The sequence below is a fragment of the Ruegeria sp. YTSC199 genome, from assembly GCF_059609725.1.
This window is the reverse complement of record NZ_JBXWMF010000003.1, coordinates 1-21,610: the sequence shown is the minus strand read 5'-3', so window position 1 is coordinate 21,610 and position 21,610 is coordinate 1. Positions and strand designations below refer to the sequence as shown.

Annotated in this window: 12 protein-coding genes and 1 pseudogene; 7 read left to right on the top strand and 6 right to left on the bottom strand. The window is 53.9% G+C overall.

Going from position 1 to position 21,610, the window contains the following annotated elements; all coding sequences use genetic code 11:
• Positions 1–25: 25 nt before the first annotated feature.
• Positions 26–790 carry a PP2C family protein-serine/threonine phosphatase gene (locus AC2FEE_RS03385; RefSeq protein WP_496863053.1) on the top strand — a complete coding sequence of 255 codons (765 nt, stop codon included), beginning with the start codon at positions 26–28 and terminating at the stop codon, positions 788–790.
• Between the two features lie 202 nt (positions 791–992).
• Here the strand turns inward: AC2FEE_RS03385 and AC2FEE_RS03380 are convergent, their stop codons facing one another.
• The 4 genes from AC2FEE_RS03380 to AC2FEE_RS03365 all read right to left on the bottom strand — a co-directional run bounded on the left by AC2FEE_RS03380 (position 993) and on the right by AC2FEE_RS03365 (position 9,272).
• Positions 993–5,411, bottom strand: a complete 4,419-nt coding sequence (locus AC2FEE_RS03380) for a WD40 repeat domain-containing serine/threonine protein kinase (RefSeq protein WP_496863052.1) — start codon at positions 5,409–5,411, stop codon at positions 993–995.
• A 15-nt stretch (positions 5,412–5,426) separates the two neighbouring features.
• Complete coding sequence (locus tag AC2FEE_RS03375) at positions 5,427–5,888, bottom strand: hypothetical protein (protein ID WP_496863050.1); 462 nt, start codon at positions 5,886–5,888, stop codon at positions 5,427–5,429.
• A 112-nt stretch (positions 5,889–6,000) separates the two neighbouring features.
• Positions 6,001–6,891, bottom strand: coding sequence for an FHA domain-containing protein (locus tag AC2FEE_RS03370; RefSeq protein ID WP_496863049.1), 891 nt, complete (start codon positions 6,889–6,891; stop codon positions 6,001–6,003).
• A 785-nt stretch (positions 6,892–7,676) separates the two neighbouring features.
• Positions 7,677–9,272 (bottom strand): GMC family oxidoreductase, encoded by a 1,596-nt coding sequence (locus AC2FEE_RS03365; RefSeq protein ID WP_496863048.1) that lies wholly within the window; start codon positions 9,270–9,272, stop codon positions 7,677–7,679.
• 109 nt (positions 9,273–9,381) lie between these two features.
• Between AC2FEE_RS03365 and AC2FEE_RS03360 the strand changes: the two genes are divergently transcribed.
• The 5 genes and pseudogenes from AC2FEE_RS03360 to AC2FEE_RS03340 all read left to right on the top strand — a co-directional run bounded on the left by AC2FEE_RS03360 (position 9,382) and on the right by AC2FEE_RS03340 (position 14,399).
• On the top strand, positions 9,382–10,620 hold the full coding sequence (locus AC2FEE_RS03360; protein WP_480595269.1) for a TRAP transporter substrate-binding protein: 1,239 nt from the start codon (positions 9,382–9,384) through the stop codon (positions 10,618–10,620).
• 68 nt (positions 10,621–10,688) lie between these two features.
• Positions 10,689–11,354, top strand: coding sequence for a TRAP transporter small permease (locus tag AC2FEE_RS03355; protein WP_496863046.1), 666 nt, complete (start codon positions 10,689–10,691; stop codon positions 11,352–11,354).
• On the top strand, positions 11,354–12,712 hold the full coding sequence (locus AC2FEE_RS03350; RefSeq protein WP_496863045.1) for a TRAP transporter large permease: 1,359 nt from the start codon (positions 11,354–11,356) through the stop codon (positions 12,710–12,712). Before AC2FEE_RS03355 ends, AC2FEE_RS03350 begins: the two co-directional genes overlap by 1 nt.
• A gap of 11 nt (positions 12,713–12,723) precedes the next feature.
• The gene (locus AC2FEE_RS03345) at positions 12,724–13,503 is read left to right on the top strand and encodes an IclR family transcriptional regulator (RefSeq protein ID WP_496863044.1); all 780 of its coding nucleotides are present in this window, start codon (positions 12,724–12,726) and stop codon (positions 13,501–13,503) included.
• A 299-nt stretch (positions 13,504–13,802) separates the two neighbouring features.
• Positions 13,803–14,399 (top strand): annotated as a pseudogene (locus AC2FEE_RS03340) (tyrosine-type recombinase/integrase).
• Positions 14,400–15,800: 1,401 nt separating this feature from the next.
• Here the strand turns inward: AC2FEE_RS03340 and AC2FEE_RS03335 are convergent.
• Positions 15,801–17,057 carry an adenylate/guanylate cyclase domain-containing protein gene (locus tag AC2FEE_RS03335; protein WP_496863042.1) on the bottom strand — a complete coding sequence of 419 codons (1,257 nt, stop codon included), beginning with the start codon at positions 17,055–17,057 and terminating at the stop codon, positions 15,801–15,803.
• Positions 17,058–17,127: 70 nt separating this feature from the next.
• On the opposite strand from AC2FEE_RS03335, the gene AC2FEE_RS03330 reads away from it, so the two are divergent.
• Positions 17,128–17,718 carry a SpoIIE family protein phosphatase gene (locus AC2FEE_RS03330; RefSeq protein WP_496863041.1) on the top strand — a complete coding sequence of 197 codons (591 nt, stop codon included), beginning with the start codon at positions 17,128–17,130 and terminating at the stop codon, positions 17,716–17,718.
• Between the two features lie 651 nt (positions 17,719–18,369).
• Here AC2FEE_RS03330 and AC2FEE_RS03325 read toward each other — a convergent pair.
• Positions 18,370–20,904, bottom strand: coding sequence for a cation:proton antiporter (locus AC2FEE_RS03325; protein WP_496863040.1), 2,535 nt, complete (start codon positions 20,902–20,904; stop codon positions 18,370–18,372).
• Between the last annotated feature and the right edge of the window lie 706 nt (positions 20,905–21,610).

The following is a 21,610-nucleotide window of genomic DNA, read 5'->3' as shown; positions in this document are numbered from 1 at the left end:
AACAGTATATTGAATTGACACAAACATGAAGATTCTAGGATCGGCCCTTACAAACACCGGACGCGCTCGTCCCTCCAATCAAGACTGCATCTTGGCGGGATCTTGGAAAGAGCAGCGTTCAATGACCGAGCCCTACAGGTTTGAGTTTTCTGAACCCACCGGACAACTGGTCCTGATTGCTGATGGTTTGGGAGGTCATCGCGCCGGAGAGTATGCGAGTGAAATGGCCGTAAACGCATTTCTTTCACGTACATCGAGACTAACGAGTTCCTACGAACTTGTTGAATTCTTAAGAAATACAAATCGATATTTGTACGATTTGGCAGTTGGAAACTCGCTTCTCGAGGGTATGGGTACGACCGTAGCCGGCGTGGTTTGTTTCTCCGACAAGCTGATCTGGTTCAACGTGGGGGACAGTAGAGTTTTTCGTTTTCGCAATGAGATTTTGCACCAGTTAAGTGTGGATGACCTAGTCTCGGAGGTATCCCTGTCGAGCTTAGCAAAACCTGCGTTGTCTCAATCCCTCGGAGGGACACCAAGTTTCCATGAAATTGATCCTCATACGGGTATCGAGCCAGTGAGCAATGGTTCGAAGTACTTGATTTGTAGTGACGGGCTGACGGACGTTGTTCCGATTCCGTTCATCGAGCAGGTTTTGTCTCATTCAAACGAAACGGCCGTGAGACGACTGCTCGAAGCTACGCTTGCGCAAGGAGCACCAGACAATGTTTCCATCATTGTGATGTCAGTTGAAACCAGTGCGATTCAAGAACACGAGCGCTCCTCATGACAGGTCAGGCAGATACTAAAATGTCCGGAACGAAGTGGGCTCCAGCGCCGATTCCGATAACGAACGGGGTGAAACAGGATCCTCTTGATAGGACTGTTCCAGTCCAAAGGAGTAGGGAACTTGGTCTTCGGTCGCAAAAAAATGGAAACAAAACCGGGTACACGTTCCGAGCCTCAAAGGCTTTTACAGTAGCAATTCCTGACTACTCACGGAAAGTATCACAACTGGTTTCTGGCTTTTGACTTCCTAAAAATTGAATTCGTCTTTCTCTGTCAAAAGTCGGGTTGCCCAGTGCACAGGCAATTTCCAAACTCAATCTGTCCCAAACGCGGGTCACGCCCTCTTCATTTGTGGTCGCAAAGGAATGACCATCTGGCGCTAGTGCAATTCTCCAACTTGGGGCTGTGTGCACTTTCTGAACAGGCATGAGACGTCGGTTCACCGCCGTGTCCCACCAATGCAACTCTCCTGATCTGTCGACTGCAACCAATGTCGCGCCATCCGCCAGAAAGGCAATATCCGTCGCGCCGCCCTTGTGCCCGCCATACGACGCCAGTTCGTCACCGCTCTCTAAATCCCAGACTTTTACCACTTCGTCGCTTGACGCCGATGCAACTTTGGAATTGTCAGTCGAAAACGCAACACTCCAGAGCGTGTTATCGTCAGCGTCTATCACGTTTTCCAACTCATCATGAGTAATACTCCAGATATAGACCTTTCCGTTGGCGGAAGCTGCCGCAAGCCTGGCTTCGTCCGAAGAAATGGTTACTCGGTTTATGGCCGTTTCGGGCAATCCAATCGTTTCGACTATACTTGTGTCTGCAGCATCAATTCTATGAACCCCATTCCCTGCGGCGGCAAAAAACAACGATGAGGCGGTCGGCGTAATGTTCCAGACCGGCGCCTGCCCCAAGCTGAATTCTTCATTAAGCTGCAGGGAAATTGGGTCCCAAATCCGGATATTGCCATCCCGATCACCCGTGACAAGGTATCGACCATCTTGCGAGAACGCCACGGCCCAAACCTGATTTCGATGCCCCTTCAACAACATGGGTTTCATGCTGGATCCTACATCCCAAATCCAGACATTGCCTTCGCCATCGCCTACAGCGATCTTGTTTCCATCTGGGCTATATGCAATGCCCAGAGCCTTATTCCCATCTTCAAAGGTCAAGGTATTGTCGCTGTTTGTTTCATAAGCGACCTGCCAAATACGGACCTGCTGGTCCCGACCAAGTGTCGCCAGGATGGGAACCTGCGTGGCAGTTTTGATATCCACGATGCTCTGGCTGTGCGCTTGAACTTCGTCCCCGATAGGCAACAAGTTGGCATCTTCCATAATGAGCGTTCCGTTTACCGTGGCGCCCACAAGAACATTTTTAGGGCCGGAAAACGCTGCTGCTACAACCGCCTCAGCGTGGGTAAAACGATCAACGATTGGACCTCCTGAGGGAAATCCGATCGTTGTGACCTTTCCATTCGTATGGGAGACGACAAAAAGACTGCCGTCGCTGCTGAATGAAAGGTGGTCAGGATCGGGACCCAGCGGACCACCCGGTATCGGCGGAAAGGCAGGACGTGCATCTATGTCCACCCATCCGTAGATGGACCCGTCAACATTTCCGGCCACCAAACCTTCCAGTGCCGGAGAAAAAGCGACTCTTTTGAAACCGAGCTGACGTTCCGCTAGGGGTGGACCTATTTGCATCCCGGTCGAAACATCCCAAAGGCGTACGGTACCATCTCCGGTGGCAGAGGCGGCGCGTCTGCTAATTGAATCGAAGGCCACGCCAAACGCGACATCGTCACCGGCAAACAGGGTTGTAACCGGACCAATTCGTGAAGGACCAACATCCCACAAACGGACCTCCCCGTCAGTTGCAGCCGACAAGAGGAGGCTTCCGTTCGGTGAGAAGGCCAGGTCTCGAATCCCCCCTGAGTGCCCTACCAGTTCAGCCAAAACACCTTCATCCGAATTGGTGCTGTAGATCACGATACGGCCATCTCTTAATCCGACGGCCACCCGTTGCCCTGCAGCATCAAGGTCCATGGTTTGAGCGTCTCCGACCGTCAGCGGGCTTCCCAATGGAACAAGGCCTGGTTCGCTCAATTTCTGGCGCGCCAACAGCATTGCAGAACGCGCTTCCGAGGTGGAACTGGCTGAATTGGCTCGGGCGATGGCTTCTGCACTTAGGGAAAGAGCGAGCAGTGGGTCTGACTGAGATAGGCCATTTGCGGCCGCTCCGAGTGCACGCGCAAACCGCTCATTGGCTTCTGCTGTTGCTGCAACTGCAATCTTGCGATTGGTTTCAGCAAGGTTAGAGGCACGAATTGCCAGAATAGAAGCCCCTGTCGCCCCAATGGTCAGTACAGCCAGCGCACAAGCAGCGATCTGGAAGTAGAGACGCCGCCGCCGTTTGCGCCGCTTAGATGCCGTCAGAGCTGCCTCGCGCGCCTTACGCGCCTGTCCGAGGAACTCTCGTTCAAGCCTTCCCAACTCATTTTCGTTGTCCACTGACCATTCTTCCGCAGCCAACAGACGTGTTCCGCGATACAATAAATCAGGTTCGCGGCTATCCTGTTCCCACTCTGCGGCGTCATGCTGAATACGTTGGCGCATTCGCAGATCGTCTCGGCTATCTTCGATCCAAGAGTTCAATCTTGGCCAAGTGCGGAGAAGGGCTTCATGCGCGATTTGAACGGTGTCTTCATCCACCGTCAAAAGGCGTGCGTCTGTCAGGGCTTCAACAACTTTACGCGTTGTGCTTGGTTCAATGTCTTGTTCAACCTCATCTATCGGAAGCAACCTGCGTGTATCCGGTGTACCCTCTCCGGGTGTTACCAATCGCAAAAACAATCGCTGCGTGGCCGTTTGCTGGTCCTCATCAAAACTGTTTGAAAATAGTGTTTCGGCTGTTTGGCTAATCGCACCCGTCACGCCGCCTGCTTCTCTGTAGCCGTCCAGAGACATGGTTGCACCTTTGCGTCGGATGTAGGTTTCGTAAAGCGAATGTGCCACTAGGGGTAACGAGCCAGCCTCTTTACCTGCTTCATCAACAATCGCGTCGATCAGAGACCTGTCCATATGCAGCCCGGCTGCACGAGAAGGCTCACTGATCGCGCGGCGAAGTTCCGCTCGGGTCATCGGCCCAACCAGCAGTTGGTTTTCCGATATCCGGTCAGCAAGCCAAGGTATTTCCGCACATGAAGCATAAAAGTCGGCGCGAATGGTGATCACAGTTCGAACGCGACTGTCTGCAGGGTCGGTCATTGCAGACAAAGCTTCAATGAACTTCATTCTGCGCTCTTGTGTGACCAGGGTAAAAAGCTCTTCGAACTGATCTATGCAAATGAGTAATTCGCCTTCATTGGCCGTCGCGAGGCGACGCGCTGCGCTGGGATAAGCGATAAAGTCATTGAGTGAGACCTGAGCGGTAAGATGTGAATTGTCCCCGATGAGTTGGAAATACAAATCCGTCATCGGGTCCCGGCCGGGGGTGAAAACGCAAACACGCCAGTTTTCGCTTCCGTGAATTGCATTTGCTGCCAAAGCAGGGAGCAATCCGGCACGAAGTACTGATGATTTTCCACTTCCCGATGAGCCGCCCAATACCAGCATTCGGCCTTGTTGAAGCCTGTTGACAAGCTCTTCGACCAGGTCTTCTCTACCAAAAAAATACCTTGCGTCTTCGGACTGAAATGCCGCCAGCCCTTTGTAGGGGCATTCTACCTGGCTCTCTGAAAACTGTGTAACTGCCTCGGAAGCGGCTTCTCGTCGATCCCGGTCCAAGGCATCATTCATTGAATCCCGCCAAGACACCATTTGCTGAAACCGCGCTTCAGGGTCCAGCGCCATTCCATGCTCGATGCAGTCGCGCCACATCTCTGGCAACTCCGGTAAGGTCTCTGAGATGCGGTGAAACGGTGGCGGCGCCCGACCTGTCAAAACGTGCCACATGAGCGCCGTCGCCGAGTAAACGTCGGTCATTGGGGTAACAGGTTGCCCGCTTTCGACCTGTTCCGGCGCTTGATAGAGCGGTGTTCCGGCCATCATGGTCGCACCAGTCACGTCAATCGCCATGTCCTTTGCAATGCCCAAGTCGGCCAGAAACACTCTTTCGTCGGGCTCAACAAGCGCACTAAAAGTGTTTGCGATGTCAGGATCTTTTGGGCGTTTGATGCGTTGCAAAAGCACGTTTGCCGGTTTGACGTCGCGATGCACAACGTTTGCTTCGTGAACCGCCGTCAGGCCATCAGCCAGCGCGTCAATCAAGATGCCCACGCCATCACGCTGAGCCAACAACGCTGGCTCCAGACGTTTCAGGCGTTCCGCCAAAGTACCGCGATCTGCATAGTCCATAACAAAGTAAGGCCGCCCGTCCTCCAGCCGCCCCACATCATGAACGGACACAACGCGCGGAGATCGAATGCGCCTCAGCAACCGCGCTTCTTCTAGGAAGTGAGTAATGACCTTGTCATTGCTGGCTAGATTTGCGTGAAGAATCTTGAGCGTGACAGGGACTTCCAGTTCTTCGTCCCTAGCTAAAACGACAGCTGCAAAACCGCCGCTAGCAATTTCCCTTTCTACGGCATACCGGCCTATAAAAGCGGGGAAACTCATGATTCATCCCTTACCTCAGAGATGTTCCTGCACGTCCAAGCAATGATACTTGGTCGCGTCCAGAATATTGTGGTCCCTGTCAGCCGCAGTGACGCACATGGTTGTGGCCCCATCTCGTGCCGACGTTGAGGCAGCTTCCTTGGTCACATAGGCGGGGTAATCGTCGTGTCGGTGCCATCGGCCTTGCTCGACATTAAACTCGCTTTGAGCATTCCTGCCGACTTGCTCGACAGCGTAGCTTTCCCCCCACCAAGCGTGTAGGTGGTTCTTGGAGACGTCCGGTTTAAAGTTTGCTTCGTAGGTGATTATAAGTTCGTCACCATTTTTTTCGACCGAAACGATACGGACGTCACAGCCATCCACAGGGCAGGCATTAGGCATATCTGATTGTGCCGAAGCTTCCATAGGGGACAGAAATGCGGTCGCTCCAAGGATCAATCCACTGCGACACACTTGGTTCAAAGAAAAAAACTGCATGCTTCCCTCCTGAGCTTGTTGAAATCAGCACTGCAAGATGATCCTAGCACGAAATGAATATTTCTTTCTGAGACTTTCGCCACAGAACTCGGAAGACTGACTTTGAAAACGGCTATCGACGCACGACTTCAAATTCGAGAGGTCGGGCATCGGCGTGTTGAGTGGGAAGAGATAGCGAAATCAAGCCACCGCCTGCAAGCATGACGGCTTCTCGTTTCAGTTGAATTTCTCTTTCATTTTCGAACTTTACGTACGTGCCAGAAGAACTCCGATCTGTGAGCATGAGTTTGCCGTTTTTCATGTTCAGCACAGCGTGTAACCGCGAGACCCACGGCTGTGTCATGACTACGTCGCATTGTTTGGATCTGCCGATTTTTATTTCACCACCCTCTCTGCAACGCCATGAGCGGTCGTTATGATAGAGAATAAGTGCAAAATTATTGCTCTGGGCTACTTGATTGCTGCCGCGATCAATCAGACCCGGCGGATGCACAACCGTGCTCAGCCCGTCTGTGAGGGCTCGCATCGAATAAGCTCTTACAGGATCGCTCACACCTTTCAGGTGAAGGGGCCCAATCGGAGTGAGCAACTGTTTGATGTCTGGGCTCAGGTAACTGGCGACGCTCTCACTGACGCAAGCCTCGCCTGGGTTCGCGGCCGCGGCTAGTCTGGCAGTTAAATTGACAGTTTCGCCGAAAATTCCATTCTCAGCGAAGACGATTGGACCATGATGTACTCCTGCATGAACAGACAACAAAGTGCCGTGCGGCTTGTTTATCATCTCCAATGCCGACTTAACCGCAGCGTCCTGATCAAGAAAGTAGCATAAGAAGTCGTCGCCCTTTTGCCCTACAGGAACGCCACCCAGGGAAATTGCAACTTCTCGCAGGCGGTCAATCTCGAACTGTATCAGCTTCTGCGCCTGATCGTCTCCCATTGCTTCATAGAACGGAGTGCTATCCGAGATATCTGCAATTATCGTGGTGGCGAGTTTTGATTCCACAGTGATTTTCGCAATTTAGGTCTTCGAAGCTACATACCATTCGGCATTGAAGTCTTAGACTAGGTTAAAGTAGCGAAACTAAGAAAATCAACCTAGCTGAAACAGTGGCCACTGGCAGCAAAGCGGTTTCAGTCAAGAGTGTTGCGACGGGTCATGTCAGATCACCTAATTGGTGAGACTCCGGTTGCACCAAAATCAAGCTTCTACGTTCTTCAATTTCTGGGACTCAAGAGATCACGATTTTCTTCCTGAACTGTCGAAAAGCAGCCGTTCGTACAACTCGCAGAGAATGGCGGCGAAGAGCCCGTAGTTTCAAATGCTGCAGCAGCACAAATTGTGAGTCGCTGAATTTACGATGCGCGGGACTTAGCAGCCAATAGCGTTCATCGACGCTGTGTCCATAGCCAGACCATTTGGGGCATTCAGGCTCGCGACCCAAGGCAGTGTATGTCTCTCTCTGCAAGTGAAGTACCTGTACGCCCAAAAACAGGAATGCGGACGTTACGATTTGAGCTATAGGAAAAGCAAATAGTGTCCGCGACCGCTTACGCTTGTTTCGCGAGATAGGTATGACGTCAAAACCTGAGCTAGATGCCCCACAGATCGTTGGCCTGGGGTCGCCCTCCCAGATCACGGTCAGTCATGAGACGAGAGTTTGGCAAAGTGCAAGTTGCGACCAGACAAAACCAACAAAACAGTTTGAGCTTGTGCGACTGGCGCACTGATCCATCGGTTGCGAGTGTTTTGGGCATTCTGCAAGGCACGCAGTCAAGATGGAGGGCCTGTCAGGCATCTGCACTTATCAAGTCGCTTGCCTTTTCGCCTATCATAATCGCTGGCGCATTAGTGTTGCCACTGACTATTTCCGGCATAATGGAGCAATCAGCTACCCGTAAATTCATTATTTCATGTACATTTAGTTTTGCGTCGACAACAGACATGTCATTGCTTCCCATCGCGCAAGTGCCGGTTGGGTGATAGATTGATGTGGTGTTGGATCTGGCCCAATCAAGTGTGCCTTCATAGTCGTCGTGGCTCAGGTCTGCCGTCGGTCGAAACTCTTCCGATATCTTTGAGGCCAGAGGGTTCTGTTTGGCAATCCTGCGCGCGATATTCACTCCGTCGACGATGGTTCGGCAATCCGTATCTGTGGAAAGGTAGTTCGGGACGATTTTGACGTGTGTGGACGGATCCGGGCCGTTCAGGCGAAGCTCGCCTCGGCTTTCCGGACGCAGCTGGCATACTGACATGGTGAAGGCTGAAAACGGATGCACGCCTTCACCGGGGCTGTCGGCAGACCAGGGTTGCACATGGAATTGAATGTCAGGCGTCTCAACGTTGGGGCGCGTTTTCATGAACCCGGTGGCAAGGCTGGCCGCCATGGTCATAGGCCCGGCTCGGAACAGAGCATATTTCAGAGCAATCCTCGCCTGATTGAACAGGCTGCGGACTTCATCATTCAGTGTTGGTTCATTGCACTTGAACACCAATCGCGCCTGCAAGTGATCCTGCAAGCCCTTACCGACGCCGGGCAGGGCGTGGACCGGTTCGATCCCGTTTTTCTTCAGGTGGTCAGGGTCGCCGATTCCCGACAGCATTAAAATCTGCGGAGAGTTGATCGCGCCGCCAGACAGGATAATCTCGCGCCGAACTTTCAGAGTTTGCTCGACCCCCGACCTATCCCGGTAAACCAGCCCGGTCGCCTTTTTCCCGTCCAAAACCACGCGTGTCACTAATGCGTTGGTGATGATGTTCAGATTCTGACGACTTCGAATGGGTTTAAGATAGGCCACAGCAGCGCTGCACCGACGGCCGTTGCGCGTGGTCAATTGGAAATAACCTACGCCTTCCTGTTCTGCGCCGTTGTAGTCGGGATTGAACGGGTAGCCTGCGGCCTGTGCCGCGGCAACCCAGGCGTCGCAGATGGGGCGTTGAATACGCATGTTCGACACAGACAAAGGCCCACCAACGCCATGAAACTCATCTTCACCGCGTTCTTGATCCTCGCTGCGTTTAAACAGGGGCAAGACATCGTCCCACGCCCAACCTTCATTGCCCATTTGCCGCCAGCGATCGTAGTCCTCTTTCTGCCCGCGGACATAGAGCAGTCCATTCAGCGAGGATGAGCCGCCCAGAACCTTGCCGCGCGGCCAGTCGATGGACCGACCGTTCAACCCCGGATCAGGTTCGGTGCGATAGCACCAGTCAACCGAAGGGTTATGCATTGTTTTGAAGTAGCCAACGGGGATGTGAATCCACGGGTTGGTGTCGCGGCCACCTGCCTCGAGCAATGCAACGGTTGTGTTGGGGTCGGCACTCAGCCGATTGGCAATGACACAGCCCGAAGACCCCGCGCCAACAACTGCATAATCCACTTCCATGACCGCCTCCTCACAACGTCGCTGAAAAAAACTCTATGCAAGATGCAAGAAATATACTAGCCTTTTTTGATACAAAACGTCTCAATAATTGCGAACAGGGAGGTAAGCGATGGAGATCGGACGGAAACTAAGTGGTATCTCACGGCGGGATTTTTTCCGTGTGGCGGGTCGTTACGGCATGAGTTCAACTCTTTTGGCCGCGGGCGGGTTCGGCGGGGCAATGAGCCTGGCGAATCTGGCACAGGCTGCCGAATCAACTTATGAGAAACGCTTTTCGAAAGAGCCGAAGCACACGCTGAAATTCGGTGCATCGGGCTTTAACACTCGCAACCTGCTGATCGAACGTGCCGGCGCCATCGAATTCGCGCGTGATCTGGAAGAGCGCACGGACGGTGAGATTCGTATCGAATTTATCGGCGACAACCAGATCTGCGGCCAGCTGAGCTGCGTCGAAAAAACCCAACAGGGGATTGTCGATATCTATGCCGCCTCAACCCAGAATTCGGCCGGTGGTGCGCCGTATCTGAACGTGCTGGACTACGCCTATATGTTCCCCAGCCGTGCGGCGCAGTATCATTTCTTTTACAGCCCCGCGAGCCAGCGCATCCTGCGCGAGCCGCTGGAAAAACGACACGGTCTGAAATTCCTGTTCACCCATTGTGAACTGCGCGGCCTGCAAATGGGCTCTACCTTTTCGGATAAACCGACCGTCACCAAGCTGGAAGAATTGTTCGGCACCAAAAACCGTGTGACGGGCACTCAGCTGGGTCGTATCGCCATGCAGCTTCTGAACCTGAACCCAGTTCCAGTGGCGTGGGAAGAAACCCTGGACGCGCTGAAGACCGGTCTGATCGACGGCGCCGAGACATGGGCCTCTGCCGTGGCTTACGCCAACATGTCGCCCGTTGTGTCGCAGTCGGTAAACCTGAAGTTCTTCTGCGGTACCGAGCATACCTCAATGTCCGCCAAGGTTTTCGACGGGCTGGGCGGTGAACTGCAGGATGCAGTCATGGAATCCTCGTACTTCACACAGGCTCTGATTCAAGGTGCGAACGAGGCTGCGCTGCTGAACACTGTAGGTTTCTCGGATCCGCAGCTGCCCAACACAATCTTTGCCGAAAACGGTGTGCGCCCGGCCTTCCTGGCGGATGACCAGATCAAGCTGGCTGAAGAGATGTGTGCTCCGAACTACAACCCTGAGCCGTGGGCGCAGTGGCGCGAGCGTCTGAACAAGTGGTCAGGCGGTATCGACACCTATCAGGAAATCTACGACATCGCGCGCGAGATTCCGGCTGATACATTGCCAGAAAATGTCGAACCTCGCCGCTGGTGGAGAGGCGAAGCCTAATCTAAGCATATTCCGAACCGGCCCGTGTGGGCCGGTTTCACACAACACCGACTGGGAGGACGGGGTTCATGTCATTTTGGGCAGATGTCGGCGCTATAGTCAGTGCTTTACTCACCTTCGATTCGTTCGAGATCCAATCCGCACTGGAATCCGACGCAACATGGGTGGTGGGCGCAATCGTCTCGGCCCTGGGTGGGCTCCTCATTATGTGGATTTATCGGAAGTTGCCGTTTGTCGAACGTCACTTTGAACGTGCCGTGATGGTTTATTCCTACCTTGCGATTGCCTTCATCATATTCTGGGGGGTGATCGATCGGTTTGTGTTTAACGATCAGGAACCCTGGTCCACCACCATTCCTCCACTCCTCTTTATGGTTATGGCATGGTTCGGCGCGTCTTATAACGTGCGGCTACGCACACATCTGAGTTTTAGCGAATTCCGCGCTTCGATGCCGCGCGGAGGACAACTGGCTTGCCTGATCCTGGATGCAGTGCTTTGGTATATCTTCGCGGTCATCGTCATCGTGACCACCGTACGGCTGGTGGCATTGTCTGCTTCGAACTTTCAAATCGTTCTGGGCACTGACAACATCATGCAGTGGTGGTTCCTTCTGGCCGCGCCGCTGTCTTTCTTCCTCATGGTCGGGCGCGTGTTTCAGAACCTGGCCGATGATTTACACAACTGGAAAACCGGCGAGCCTCTGATCAAGCAGGCCGTGATTGGAGCGGACTGATGGCTGATGGAACTTGGGTTACACTAATCTCGCTGGGCGTCACGTTTCTTTTCATGCTGGGCGTGCCGGTCCTGCTGGTTATCGGCTATTGGGTTATCGGATGTTCCTTTGTCCTGGGACTGACGTTGGATAATATGGGAGCCGAGCTGTTGAACGTGTTCAACAAAGGCTTTGCGCTGCTGGCGATGCCCCTGTTTATCCTGACCGGAGACCTGATTAACAAATCAGGCATCGCGCGACGGCTCAGCGATTTTGCCTATTCCTGTCTGGGTTGGATACGCGGCGGGCTGGCCATGGCCTCGCTGGGAGCTTGTGGGTTGTTTGCGGCGATCTCGGGGTCGAACTCGGCAACAACCGCGACCATCGGGTCGATGCTGCACCCTGAGATGGTCAAGGGCGGCTATGACGAACGTTTCAGTGCCGCGACCGCGGCTGCGGGTGGTACTGTTGGGATCATTATTCCTCCGTCCATTATCTTCATCGTGTACGGGTTTTTGATGAACCTGCCCATTTCCGAGCTGTTCGTGGCGGGTATTCTACCCGGCGCGCTGATGGTCATGGGTATGCAATTCGCCTGCTGGATCATCTGCCGCATGAATGGCTGGGGCCACCTTATCCCGTTGCAACTGAACCGGGTTCTGAAAACCGCGTTCGGTGCGTGGCTGGGTTTTTTCGCCATCGGTCTGGTTCTATGGGGCATCTATACCGGCAAATTCTCACCCACCGAGGCCGCTGGCGTGACTGTAGGTTTCTGCGTAATCGCCGGATTGGTCAGCTATCCTATCAACCGGATCATGGGTGCCCGAAACGATATTCCGCCCACAGAAAAAACCTTCGCGGAGATGTTCGTGGTTGAAGGCTTCACGATCCCCGAGATCCCTTCGATCGTGATCCGCTCGGCCCAGATCACTGGTATCCTTGCGCCGCTGATCGCAATTTCGGTGGTGATGCAGCAGATCCTGTCATTGCTTGGCGCGCAGCAAACCATTGGAGATTTCGTAACCTCGATGGGCGGGTACTACGCGGTATTGTTCACATCGATGGTTATCGTTTTCTTCTCTGGAATGGTTTTGGAAAGCCTGCCTGTAACCATAATTCTCGCCCCAATTCTTGCACCAATCGCGGCCTCGGTTGGGATTGATCCAATCCATTTCTCGGTGATCTTCCTTGTGGGCGCGTCCATTGGGTTCATCACTCCACCCTATGGGCTAAACCTCTATGTGGCCTCGGGAGTGACAGGTGTACCCTATTTCCGATTGCTTCGGTATACGGTGCCCTATCTGGTGGCGCTTCTGTCGGTTTGGATTTTAGTGTCGCTCGTGCCTGATCTGGCCTTGATCCTGCTGCCAAATAACTAGACTGTTGCAGGATGGCCGAGACGGAAACACAAGATCGAGAAACTCAAATCCCGACCAACTTGCGCCTTCTTCTGATCCTCGAGGAGGTGGCGCGGCGGGGCGTTTCCGTCAAACCATCGGACCTGATTGAGGCATTGGGTCTGGCCAAGCCAACTATTCATCGTCTGCTGCAAACCGCCGAAGCCGAAGGTTTCCTGCAGCGAGATCTAGATGGCAGATCATATGGCCCAGGACACCGGTTGCGATTGCTTTCGGTCAATACCATGTCGTCCGAGCATCTACGCACTGCGCGGCTGGCAATCTTGCGCAGTGTGGCTGAAACTGTTGGTGAGACTTGTAATCTCGCCATTCCAGACCGCGAGGGTATGATCTATCTCGACCGGGTGGAAACCAAATGGCCTCTGCGAATTCAACTCCCGGTCGGGACTCAGGTGCCCTTCCACTGCACCGCCAGCGGCAAGTTGTACCTGTCCACACTACGGCAGAAAAAGCTGGATGGATTTCTTTCGGCAGGACATCTGCGACCACAAACCGAACGCTCGCTGACCGATCCCAAGGCGTTGCGAGCGGAGATCCAACGTATCTCTGAGAATAGTTATTCCACCGATGACGAGGAATTCATGACCGGAATGACTGCGCTAGCAGTACCCGTTCAGGATGGACAAGGCCGATTGGTGGGCACGCTTTCGGTGCACGCGCCGACACAACGTCATGACGTACACAGTCTGATGTCGTTTCTGGGCATTCTGCAAAAAGGGGCGAGTGAGCTTTCGGCTCTTTTGACCGAGTGACTAATGCCTCAAATGACAGTCAAAACCTGAAATTTTTTTACCAGCTGCGAATCCGACCATCGACCGGTTTGGAGAATTCTGCGCCGCAGTGGGTGAGACTGTGGTCTAAGTTCAATGTCGCCGTTCGTTTAAACTTTGCAGAGTCAACATTGGCGCACCGCTGCCATTCCCGGCTAGTGCAGCATCTGTCACTCTGGACTCATTGCTGACCTCGGATGCGGCGCAACATCTTGTGATACAGTGGGCAGGTCAACGTCGGGTTGTCGCTTTGGCGGGCATAGCGGATCGGAGGATAAGTCATTGAAACACCAAACTTACCAGCCGTTCGCGCGCTTCGCCCCGCTTGAAACAAGGGCCGGCTTGTCGGCCAGAAGCGACCATTGAAACCAAAGCACGTCTGGGTAATCCGAGTACAGCTTGAATTGGCTGAGAGCTCTCGTGACCTCGCACTGTTCAACACGGCAATCGACAGCTAGTTGCGCGGCTGCGACTTGGTAAAGATGAAAGTCGTCGACGTCATGGCGTCAGGTCAATTCAAGGAACGGGCATCGGTCCTACAGAGCAAGAAACAGAAACCGGTGCGGTTCGAGGTTTCCGAAGGTACATGGGCCTTTGTTGAGAGGTGGATGGAGGGCGAGATCATGGCCGGCTCAGAGTTACCACGGCCAGGTCGCTTCCAAGAGCGCCTTCACATCTCGACGCGTCAATATGCTCGGATTTTCCGTGGCTGGTTTACGTCAATTAGTTCGGAGGAAAGTGCATGCGGCACGAATTCGGTGCGGCGGACTAAGGTTACCCAGATATACAAGAAGACCGGCAATCTTGGAGTTGTTGAGTTCCTACTGGGGCATACCAAGACGGATAGCACTGTCCGGTATCTGGGTGTTGAACTGTAGGAAGTGCTGGCTATTACTGAAGCAATCGAAAACTAGTCCTTCGGGCGGCCTGCAGGGGCCGCCCGAAGCCAACGTCTGGCATCGGCGCCGGATGTTGCATCGGCACCCGCATAGCTGACATTCGCTGCAATCGCGAGATCGAACGCCTGTCAAACGCGTGCATCCCGAACAAAATTGCAGCCGGGTTGTTCTTACCCAAAGTTTTTGGGCGTGGGTTCTCGACTTCGTCGGATCATGGATACCAGCGGATGATCGGAACCGGATGATCCTCCCACAGGTATATCCGATGCTTGACGAGCAGCATGTAATCTGGACGGGAATGGCCTATGATCATAACAAGCTCGTAACTGTTCTGAGTGGAATACTACGCTATAGTTGGTGCCCTTTGTGTCCGATGGAGGACAGGGCAGGGGGCTCGGATCGTTATCTTCGTCTCGATTGGTCCCTGTCCATTGTCACCATGTGCAAATTCCAGTCCAGACCTTTGATTGAACGATGCCAATCCTGTTTTAGTATCGTAGCGACCCCGGATCTTGCTCAATACGGCAAACAACTGGTGTTGGTCTGCCACAAATGCTTCGCGCCCCTGGACGCAATTCGCGGTTTTGATTTTGTCAGAAATGCCCATGCGAAGGGCTGATCGGAAAACCCAAGTCTGAATCGGTCGTGGCAGAACCTGACGCGGTCCGAAGCGTTTCTTAAACAATGTTGAGGGTCAAATCAGTCGAAGGCAAGAAACACCGTATCCTCTGGGAAGTTCTATAGATACTAAACTTTCTGTGTCTGGAACAGTTCGCAATTCCCAGCATAAGTAGAGTTGGCTACGCATCCCAACACCTCAGGGATCCATTCAACACTTTCCATGCTGCTGAACGAGGGAGAGCAATGGCCGTTTTCTTATCTTTTTGAGCAGCTTAGCTTTCAGACGATAAAGCACGTAGTATCGAACCTCAAAATAGGGGTCTCATTTTTAACAGGTTTGTACAGGTCATGTCGGATCACTTTATTGCTGAGACTACGGTCGGAGCAAAATCAAATACTTAGCGATTTAAATTTTTGAGACTTTGAAATTCGCTAGTTTCTAGTTGAACTATTGGCAAGCAATCCTTCGTGTAGCACGCAGAGAATGGCCGCGAAGAGCCCATTCTGTGAATTTGGTTTTCTCTCTGTGCGCACGCAAAGCAGCATAAAGAGAGGCCATTCGTGCCGGGCGCAGCGAAATTTCGTCAAGCAATTAGCGAGACGCGGACAAACCTGCCGTTAGCACAATACTCCGAAGGTCCGGTCCAGCCCTATTGTTGCCCTTGGGGCTAACTTCGCCTCGTGCCAGGAACGGACACAATGACAGTTTCGTCATTTAGACAAAGACCGATGCTGGAGTAGTTCGCTCGTCCTGTCCTTTCATCCACTCTTCCTACCGTTCAGCAACCAGGTGCGTATCATGCCTTTGCCTCGAACTTCTATCAAACCGCGTTCGACGAAGATGAATCGGTTCATGAGGCGTTCATGAACGTCCGATGTCACCTGGATTTGACCAGGCTCGCCGGTTTGTTCCATTCGCGCCGCCATGTTAACTGCGTCGCCCCAAACGTCGTAGAAGAACTTTTGCCTGCCTACGACCCCTGCTACGACCGGACCGCTGGCGATACCGATGCGAATTGGCACCGCACGTCCTTTCGGATCAACGAGGTCAGAGAGCGCGTCGCGCATCTCGAGTGCGAGATCTGAGAGTGCCTCAACTTGATCTTGCCGCGGCTCGGGCACGCCACTTACAACCATGTAAGCATCGCCGGTGGTTTTGATCTTCTCGAGGCCATGCTTCTCGACGAGCGTGTCAAGATCGCTGAAGACGTCGTTGAGGAATCGAACGAGATCCTCTGGCTCCGTGTCGCTTGCCCGCGCGGTGAAACCCCCCATGTCGGCAAAAAGAACAGAGGCCTGATCGTATCGGTCGGCAATTACTTCGCCGCCACTCTCCTTGAGACGTGCAGCCACACTGACAGGTAGGATGTTCGCGATCAATGCCTCGGAACGCTCGAACTCATGCTCAGCCGCCGCCTCGGCGTGCGCGATCTGACGCATCGCATAGAGTACGATCGAAAACAGGATCGCAAAGCTCAGTACGACAGAGGGAATAAAATTCGCAACGAAGACCTGGTGCGGCGGCCGCAGCCCAGTGTTCACCGGCGTCACGGCCTCCAGAACGATCGTGACCGTAGCGGCCAACGCGACCAATGCGACTGCAACCGGGAGGCGTATCTCTCCGAAGAACGGAATGAGAAGCGCGGGAACCAGCAGGGCCCAGAAGTGCAAACCCGATCCGGTTCCAAAGATCAGACATAGTCCGGAAATGTCAGCCAACCCGACCGCGATAAGCAGGGACGCTCCCAGCGACGGCCCCCACCGATGCATTAACGGGACAGCGCTAAAACCGAGCGCGGCACCGAGATGGACGAGCGATGGCGGCCACAGGCCGGGGTTGGGGTTGATCATATGGGCGACGACAAATCCCAAAGAAATCACCACGAGCGCAAATGCGGTCGCGTTCACCACGCGGAGCCGCCGCGCGACCTTCTCTGGATAGCGTTCGGTGCCAAAGCGGATCGTTGGAAGAACTCGGCGCCATTTCATACGGACCCCTCCAATGCCTTCGATCATAATTGGGTGTCGGAATGAGACGAACGTCAAGCTTGCAGGCAGTGTGAAACGTACGCGACAGCATGAATGAATGCCGGCAGCAAGACTGTGCCAAGCTGCCTTTGCCGATTTCGCGGTTAAATGTGAACCTCGCGATCTAGTTGGTGGCGACAACTACTGGGTCAGATCAGAAGGCCGGATTTCGACACTCACTGCAATTGACTGTACTGGACACGGCTTCCCCAGAGGCTTCATGACCATGCTAGCAATCGCGACTCTCGAGCGGCTTTGCTTTGAAAACGATACGCTCACCCCCGCTTCGGCTTTGTCGAAGCTGAGCGACTTTACTCGCGCGCTCCTAAATCCGGACACTAAAGGCGCGAATTCTAATGACGGCATAGACGCCGCTATATGCCAGATCAATTCAAGGAAAGGGATAGCTAAGTTTGCAGGAGCGCACATGTCTTTGTTGGTTAAATCGGTGGCCGGTGTCGATCGATTCCGGGGTGACAGGCTGAGCGTTGGGTGTGCGGACACCCCAAATGAGCCAGAGTTCGTCGAGCACAAAGTCCAATTGGATCAAGTCACGGACCTGATTGTCTCCACTGACGGCCTGATTGACCAATTGGGTGGCAACAAGCGTTTCTCCCTTGGCTTTCAAAAGCTTAATTGCGATAGGTGAGCAAGCTAGCTGGTCAAACTCGGAAGAGCTTTCGAAGGCCATTGACGCTGCCTTCCAAGACTATACGAAGAATGAAGAGCGCATGGATGATTTGTCAGTGATTGCTTTTCGTCCCGCGTGACAAACAGACTAAGTCGTTTTTCTTGCGGCACACTTATGGCCGCCAGATTACCGTCCTATCAAGCTGAACCATTTCCAACCATCTCGTTTATTGGTTTTCGGATGGATAAGGATAAAGTCGGATTTGTCTGCAGAGTAGACGAGCAATTAGCTTCGGGCCGCTGTGGTGCAGCTAACGGTTGCTTTGATGCGCAATGTGTGGGTTCTACAGGCCTCCCATCTCGCCGGTGCAGCGAATGGCGGCAAAGCGGTCGGCGATCGCAGCATCTCGGTTGTCGGCTGGATGTCGGTTCTGGGCCGAATATATTGCCGGTCGCGCATCCAGCCGTCTCATGCAGCTGCACTTTTTAATTGACGCTGTTAAAATGGGAGGTCGGAAACTGGGGCGATTGTCCGAGATGTTGAAAGTAGTGACGGTTTTTTCGAGTGACCAAGCTTCTGATGGGAGCAGGCATTCAACAAAACCGAACCCGTCTGGAGCCCGTGACACAACACCGTTGTTTCCACGGCTCCATTCCAACTGGTGATCTCTCAAGAAATGCCCCTTTTTTCAGAGGATCCTGCGGGCTCATCCAGGTCCAGCACCGCTGGGTCGATCATACGCTTGTCAGCGCTCATCTTGACAGAATTCCGCATGGCCTTACTTCGCCGGAGCAATCGCCGAAAACGCGCTTCGTCGAGCATAAGCAGAGTTGAGGGTGCCAACGCCCGCACGTTTACGCGACGGGGCCGTTTCAATAGCATGGCCAATTGCCCAAACATTTCGCCACGCCCTAACCGCGTCGTGTGTCTGCCTAATTCCACTTCGACTGCCCCAGAAGCAATGAAGAATACACTCCGGGCGAGTTCATCATTGGAAATGATGGTATCACCCGCGTTGGCATAGCGGGTACGCAGAGCTCTACTGAGTTTCCGCAGCGAAGCTTTGTCGAGATCGGAGAAAAGCGGAAACTGCCTGACAAGATCCCGTCCTTTGAGGGCAATGTCCAGTACCGGACGCCCTTCAGATAATGCGCGTCGTGCCGCCACTTCCTGCATCAACACCGAATAGAGTTCTTCGCCCACCAGACCGTCTTCGCGCATGACCGCGTATTCACGCTCCTCCAGTCGCAGCGCGGTCCGCCGGATGAATCGCCGCTCCAGCTTTTCGGCATAACCTGGATATTGTAGCCGCAGACCGTCCAGCGCTGTCTCAACCGCCTCGGACCGGCGTGCCAACACTTCATCAAGCAACTCCGCAACCCGTCGTCCGTGGATCCGGCGTATGCGGCCACGGACGAATCCATCGAGGTCCTGCAGGATCAGGCGTTGCATCAGCAATCTTTCGAACCGATCCGTCGTTATACGAGTGAGCAGGAACGAAATTCGAAGCCGGTTGTGCAGAAACACAGCGATCCGAAAAGATCTGCCGTAATTAATGGACCGATTTGATGCGCGCTGATAGCCGATCCGCCCACCGGTCCGTGCGCCTTCAATGAGCCGATCGGCGTCGGACAGAATCTTCTCACTCAGAACCGATGACATGGTGCGTTCCCGCATCCGCGCCAAGACGGAATCCCGCTCTGCACCTGCCAGCGCAATAAGGCCAAGCGTGACCCGGTCACGATCAAGGATCTGCGCACTGTCTTCGGCGGCCTTTACAGCCTCGTCGAGGCGTTCGCTAAACTGTTTGGCTTCGTTTCTGACGATATCGTGGGTCAGGTTATAGTTTTCTGCGGTGCGGGACACATCCTCGCGAACCGATTGCAAGGCGACCGCGACCACCTGGCGTGAAAGAGCCGTATCAAGCGGAGAAAGCCTGTCGAGCCCCAGTTTCGTGATCACCGTGCGCAAGGTTGTTCCCTGCACAATCAGTGTAAACAGCGTAAACCCAGTGGCTAGGATGCCGACCAGGCGCTTTGTCTCAAGCGGGATATGCGTGCTTTCGGTGACTGCCAGCGCCAGCGCCAGCGTCACAGCGCCACGAAGCCCACCCCACAATATTGCGGTGCGATAGGGGCGTTCGACAGCTGGCGACAGACCGATTGCCGTAAGCAATGGCAGCAACCCGAACAGAATTGCCGCTCGCGCGAACATGGCGGCCAGAACCACCACAACCAGCAGGCCAAAGTCGGACGGCCGCACCTCTTCCAGCAATCGCGGTATCAGCAATGCTGCGAGAATAAAGATCAGCGCGCCTGCCCAATGTGCCAAAAGGTCCCAAACTTCTTGCAGATTTGTCCAGGCGACCGGTGACAACCGACCGGGGCCTGTGAGGTTGAGCGTAAGGCCTGCGGCCACCACCGCGATGACGCCCGAAGCCCCGACGCTTTGTTCTGCAACAATATAGGCGAGGTATGGCAGCGCGATGGAAATGGAAATCTGCGCCATATCCCAACGGTCTACAAACGCCATCATCCAAACCGCCATACGCGCCATTAGCCAACCGGTGAGTGCTCCGCCTACGATCAACAGCGGAAACTGGCCTACGGCTTCACTTAGTAGCGGATCGGGCCTGCCCAGCATGACAAAGCTCATGAAAAGCCCGAAAAGAGCAACCGCAGCAGCATCATTAAGAAGGCTTTCACCCTCGATAATTCGCGACAGCCTGCGCGGTGCCGAAATCGACCGGAAAATGCTGACAACCGCCGAGGGGTCCGTTGTCGATACAATAGCGCCGATCAGCAGGCAGGCGGCCAGAGGCAGCGCACTTGCCCAACTCAGCGCATAGCCAATGGAGAGGGTCGCGACAATCACTGCGACAACGGCCATCATCAGGATGGGCATCCAGTCATCCAGCATCCTGCGCAGGTTCATGCCGAGTGTCGCTTGAAACAGCAACGTTGGCAAGAAAACATAAAGGAAGACGTCCGACCGGATCGGCAGATCAATAATCGCCTGCGCCCCCGGGTTCAATGCATCCGTCAGGTCAGTGTCGAGAAAGAACGTTGCGCCAAGACCGATCACTATCCCCAGGACGGCGAGGATAACGCTGTAAGGCAGGCGCAACCGTGCGGCGAGGGGTTCCGCCACGCCGATTACAACAAAAAGAGAAGTTATGACGGTCGTAGTGACGACGATATCCATCAGTACGTATTACCCGAGAACTCGAATTAATGGAATCCACTCTTAAAGCCGGATCGACCACGTGGAATCGATGTGTGAACTTACACTTGACCAGAATGTGCAGATGCAGCGAATGTCAGGAATGACGGGTCGCAGTGCGACACCAGCGCCGTGAGTGAACGGCTGGCATTGGCCGTTCACAACCGTGTGGTGGGTTCCTGGCTACAGGATGCCGCGTTGCCTCTTAGATCAAGCAATAACCCAATGTGCAGAATGCTAAATCGAGCGCGGATGTCGAATAATTTTAAGCTGGCAAAAAACCCTATCCAACTCTCATAGATTGTGGGCGAGATCGCCCGGACGCGAGGGACTGCAAAACGTAGTGGCAGTTGCATCGTTCAATTGCAGTTGGTCTTCACGCCAGACCTGCCCAGCCGATTGAATGGACCGGTCTTATTGTGCTTCCTGATTGGCGACAGTCTCCGATCAGGAACTTTTCCACGTTTTGATAGGCATCCAGTTAGTCAAGCGGCCCTGGCAAATGCGAGTGGTCTTTTCTCGCAGCAGGTGGGGAATTGTCCCTGGTGGTTTCGGTGCTTGTTACCTGACGCTCGGCTGTTGTATCTACACGGTTTCGGATTATCCGGTACTGTCTGCCATCAGCACCCATGGAACAGACTAGGTTGATTGCGTAGCGGAGGATTTCAGGCTCATCGTAACCATCAGA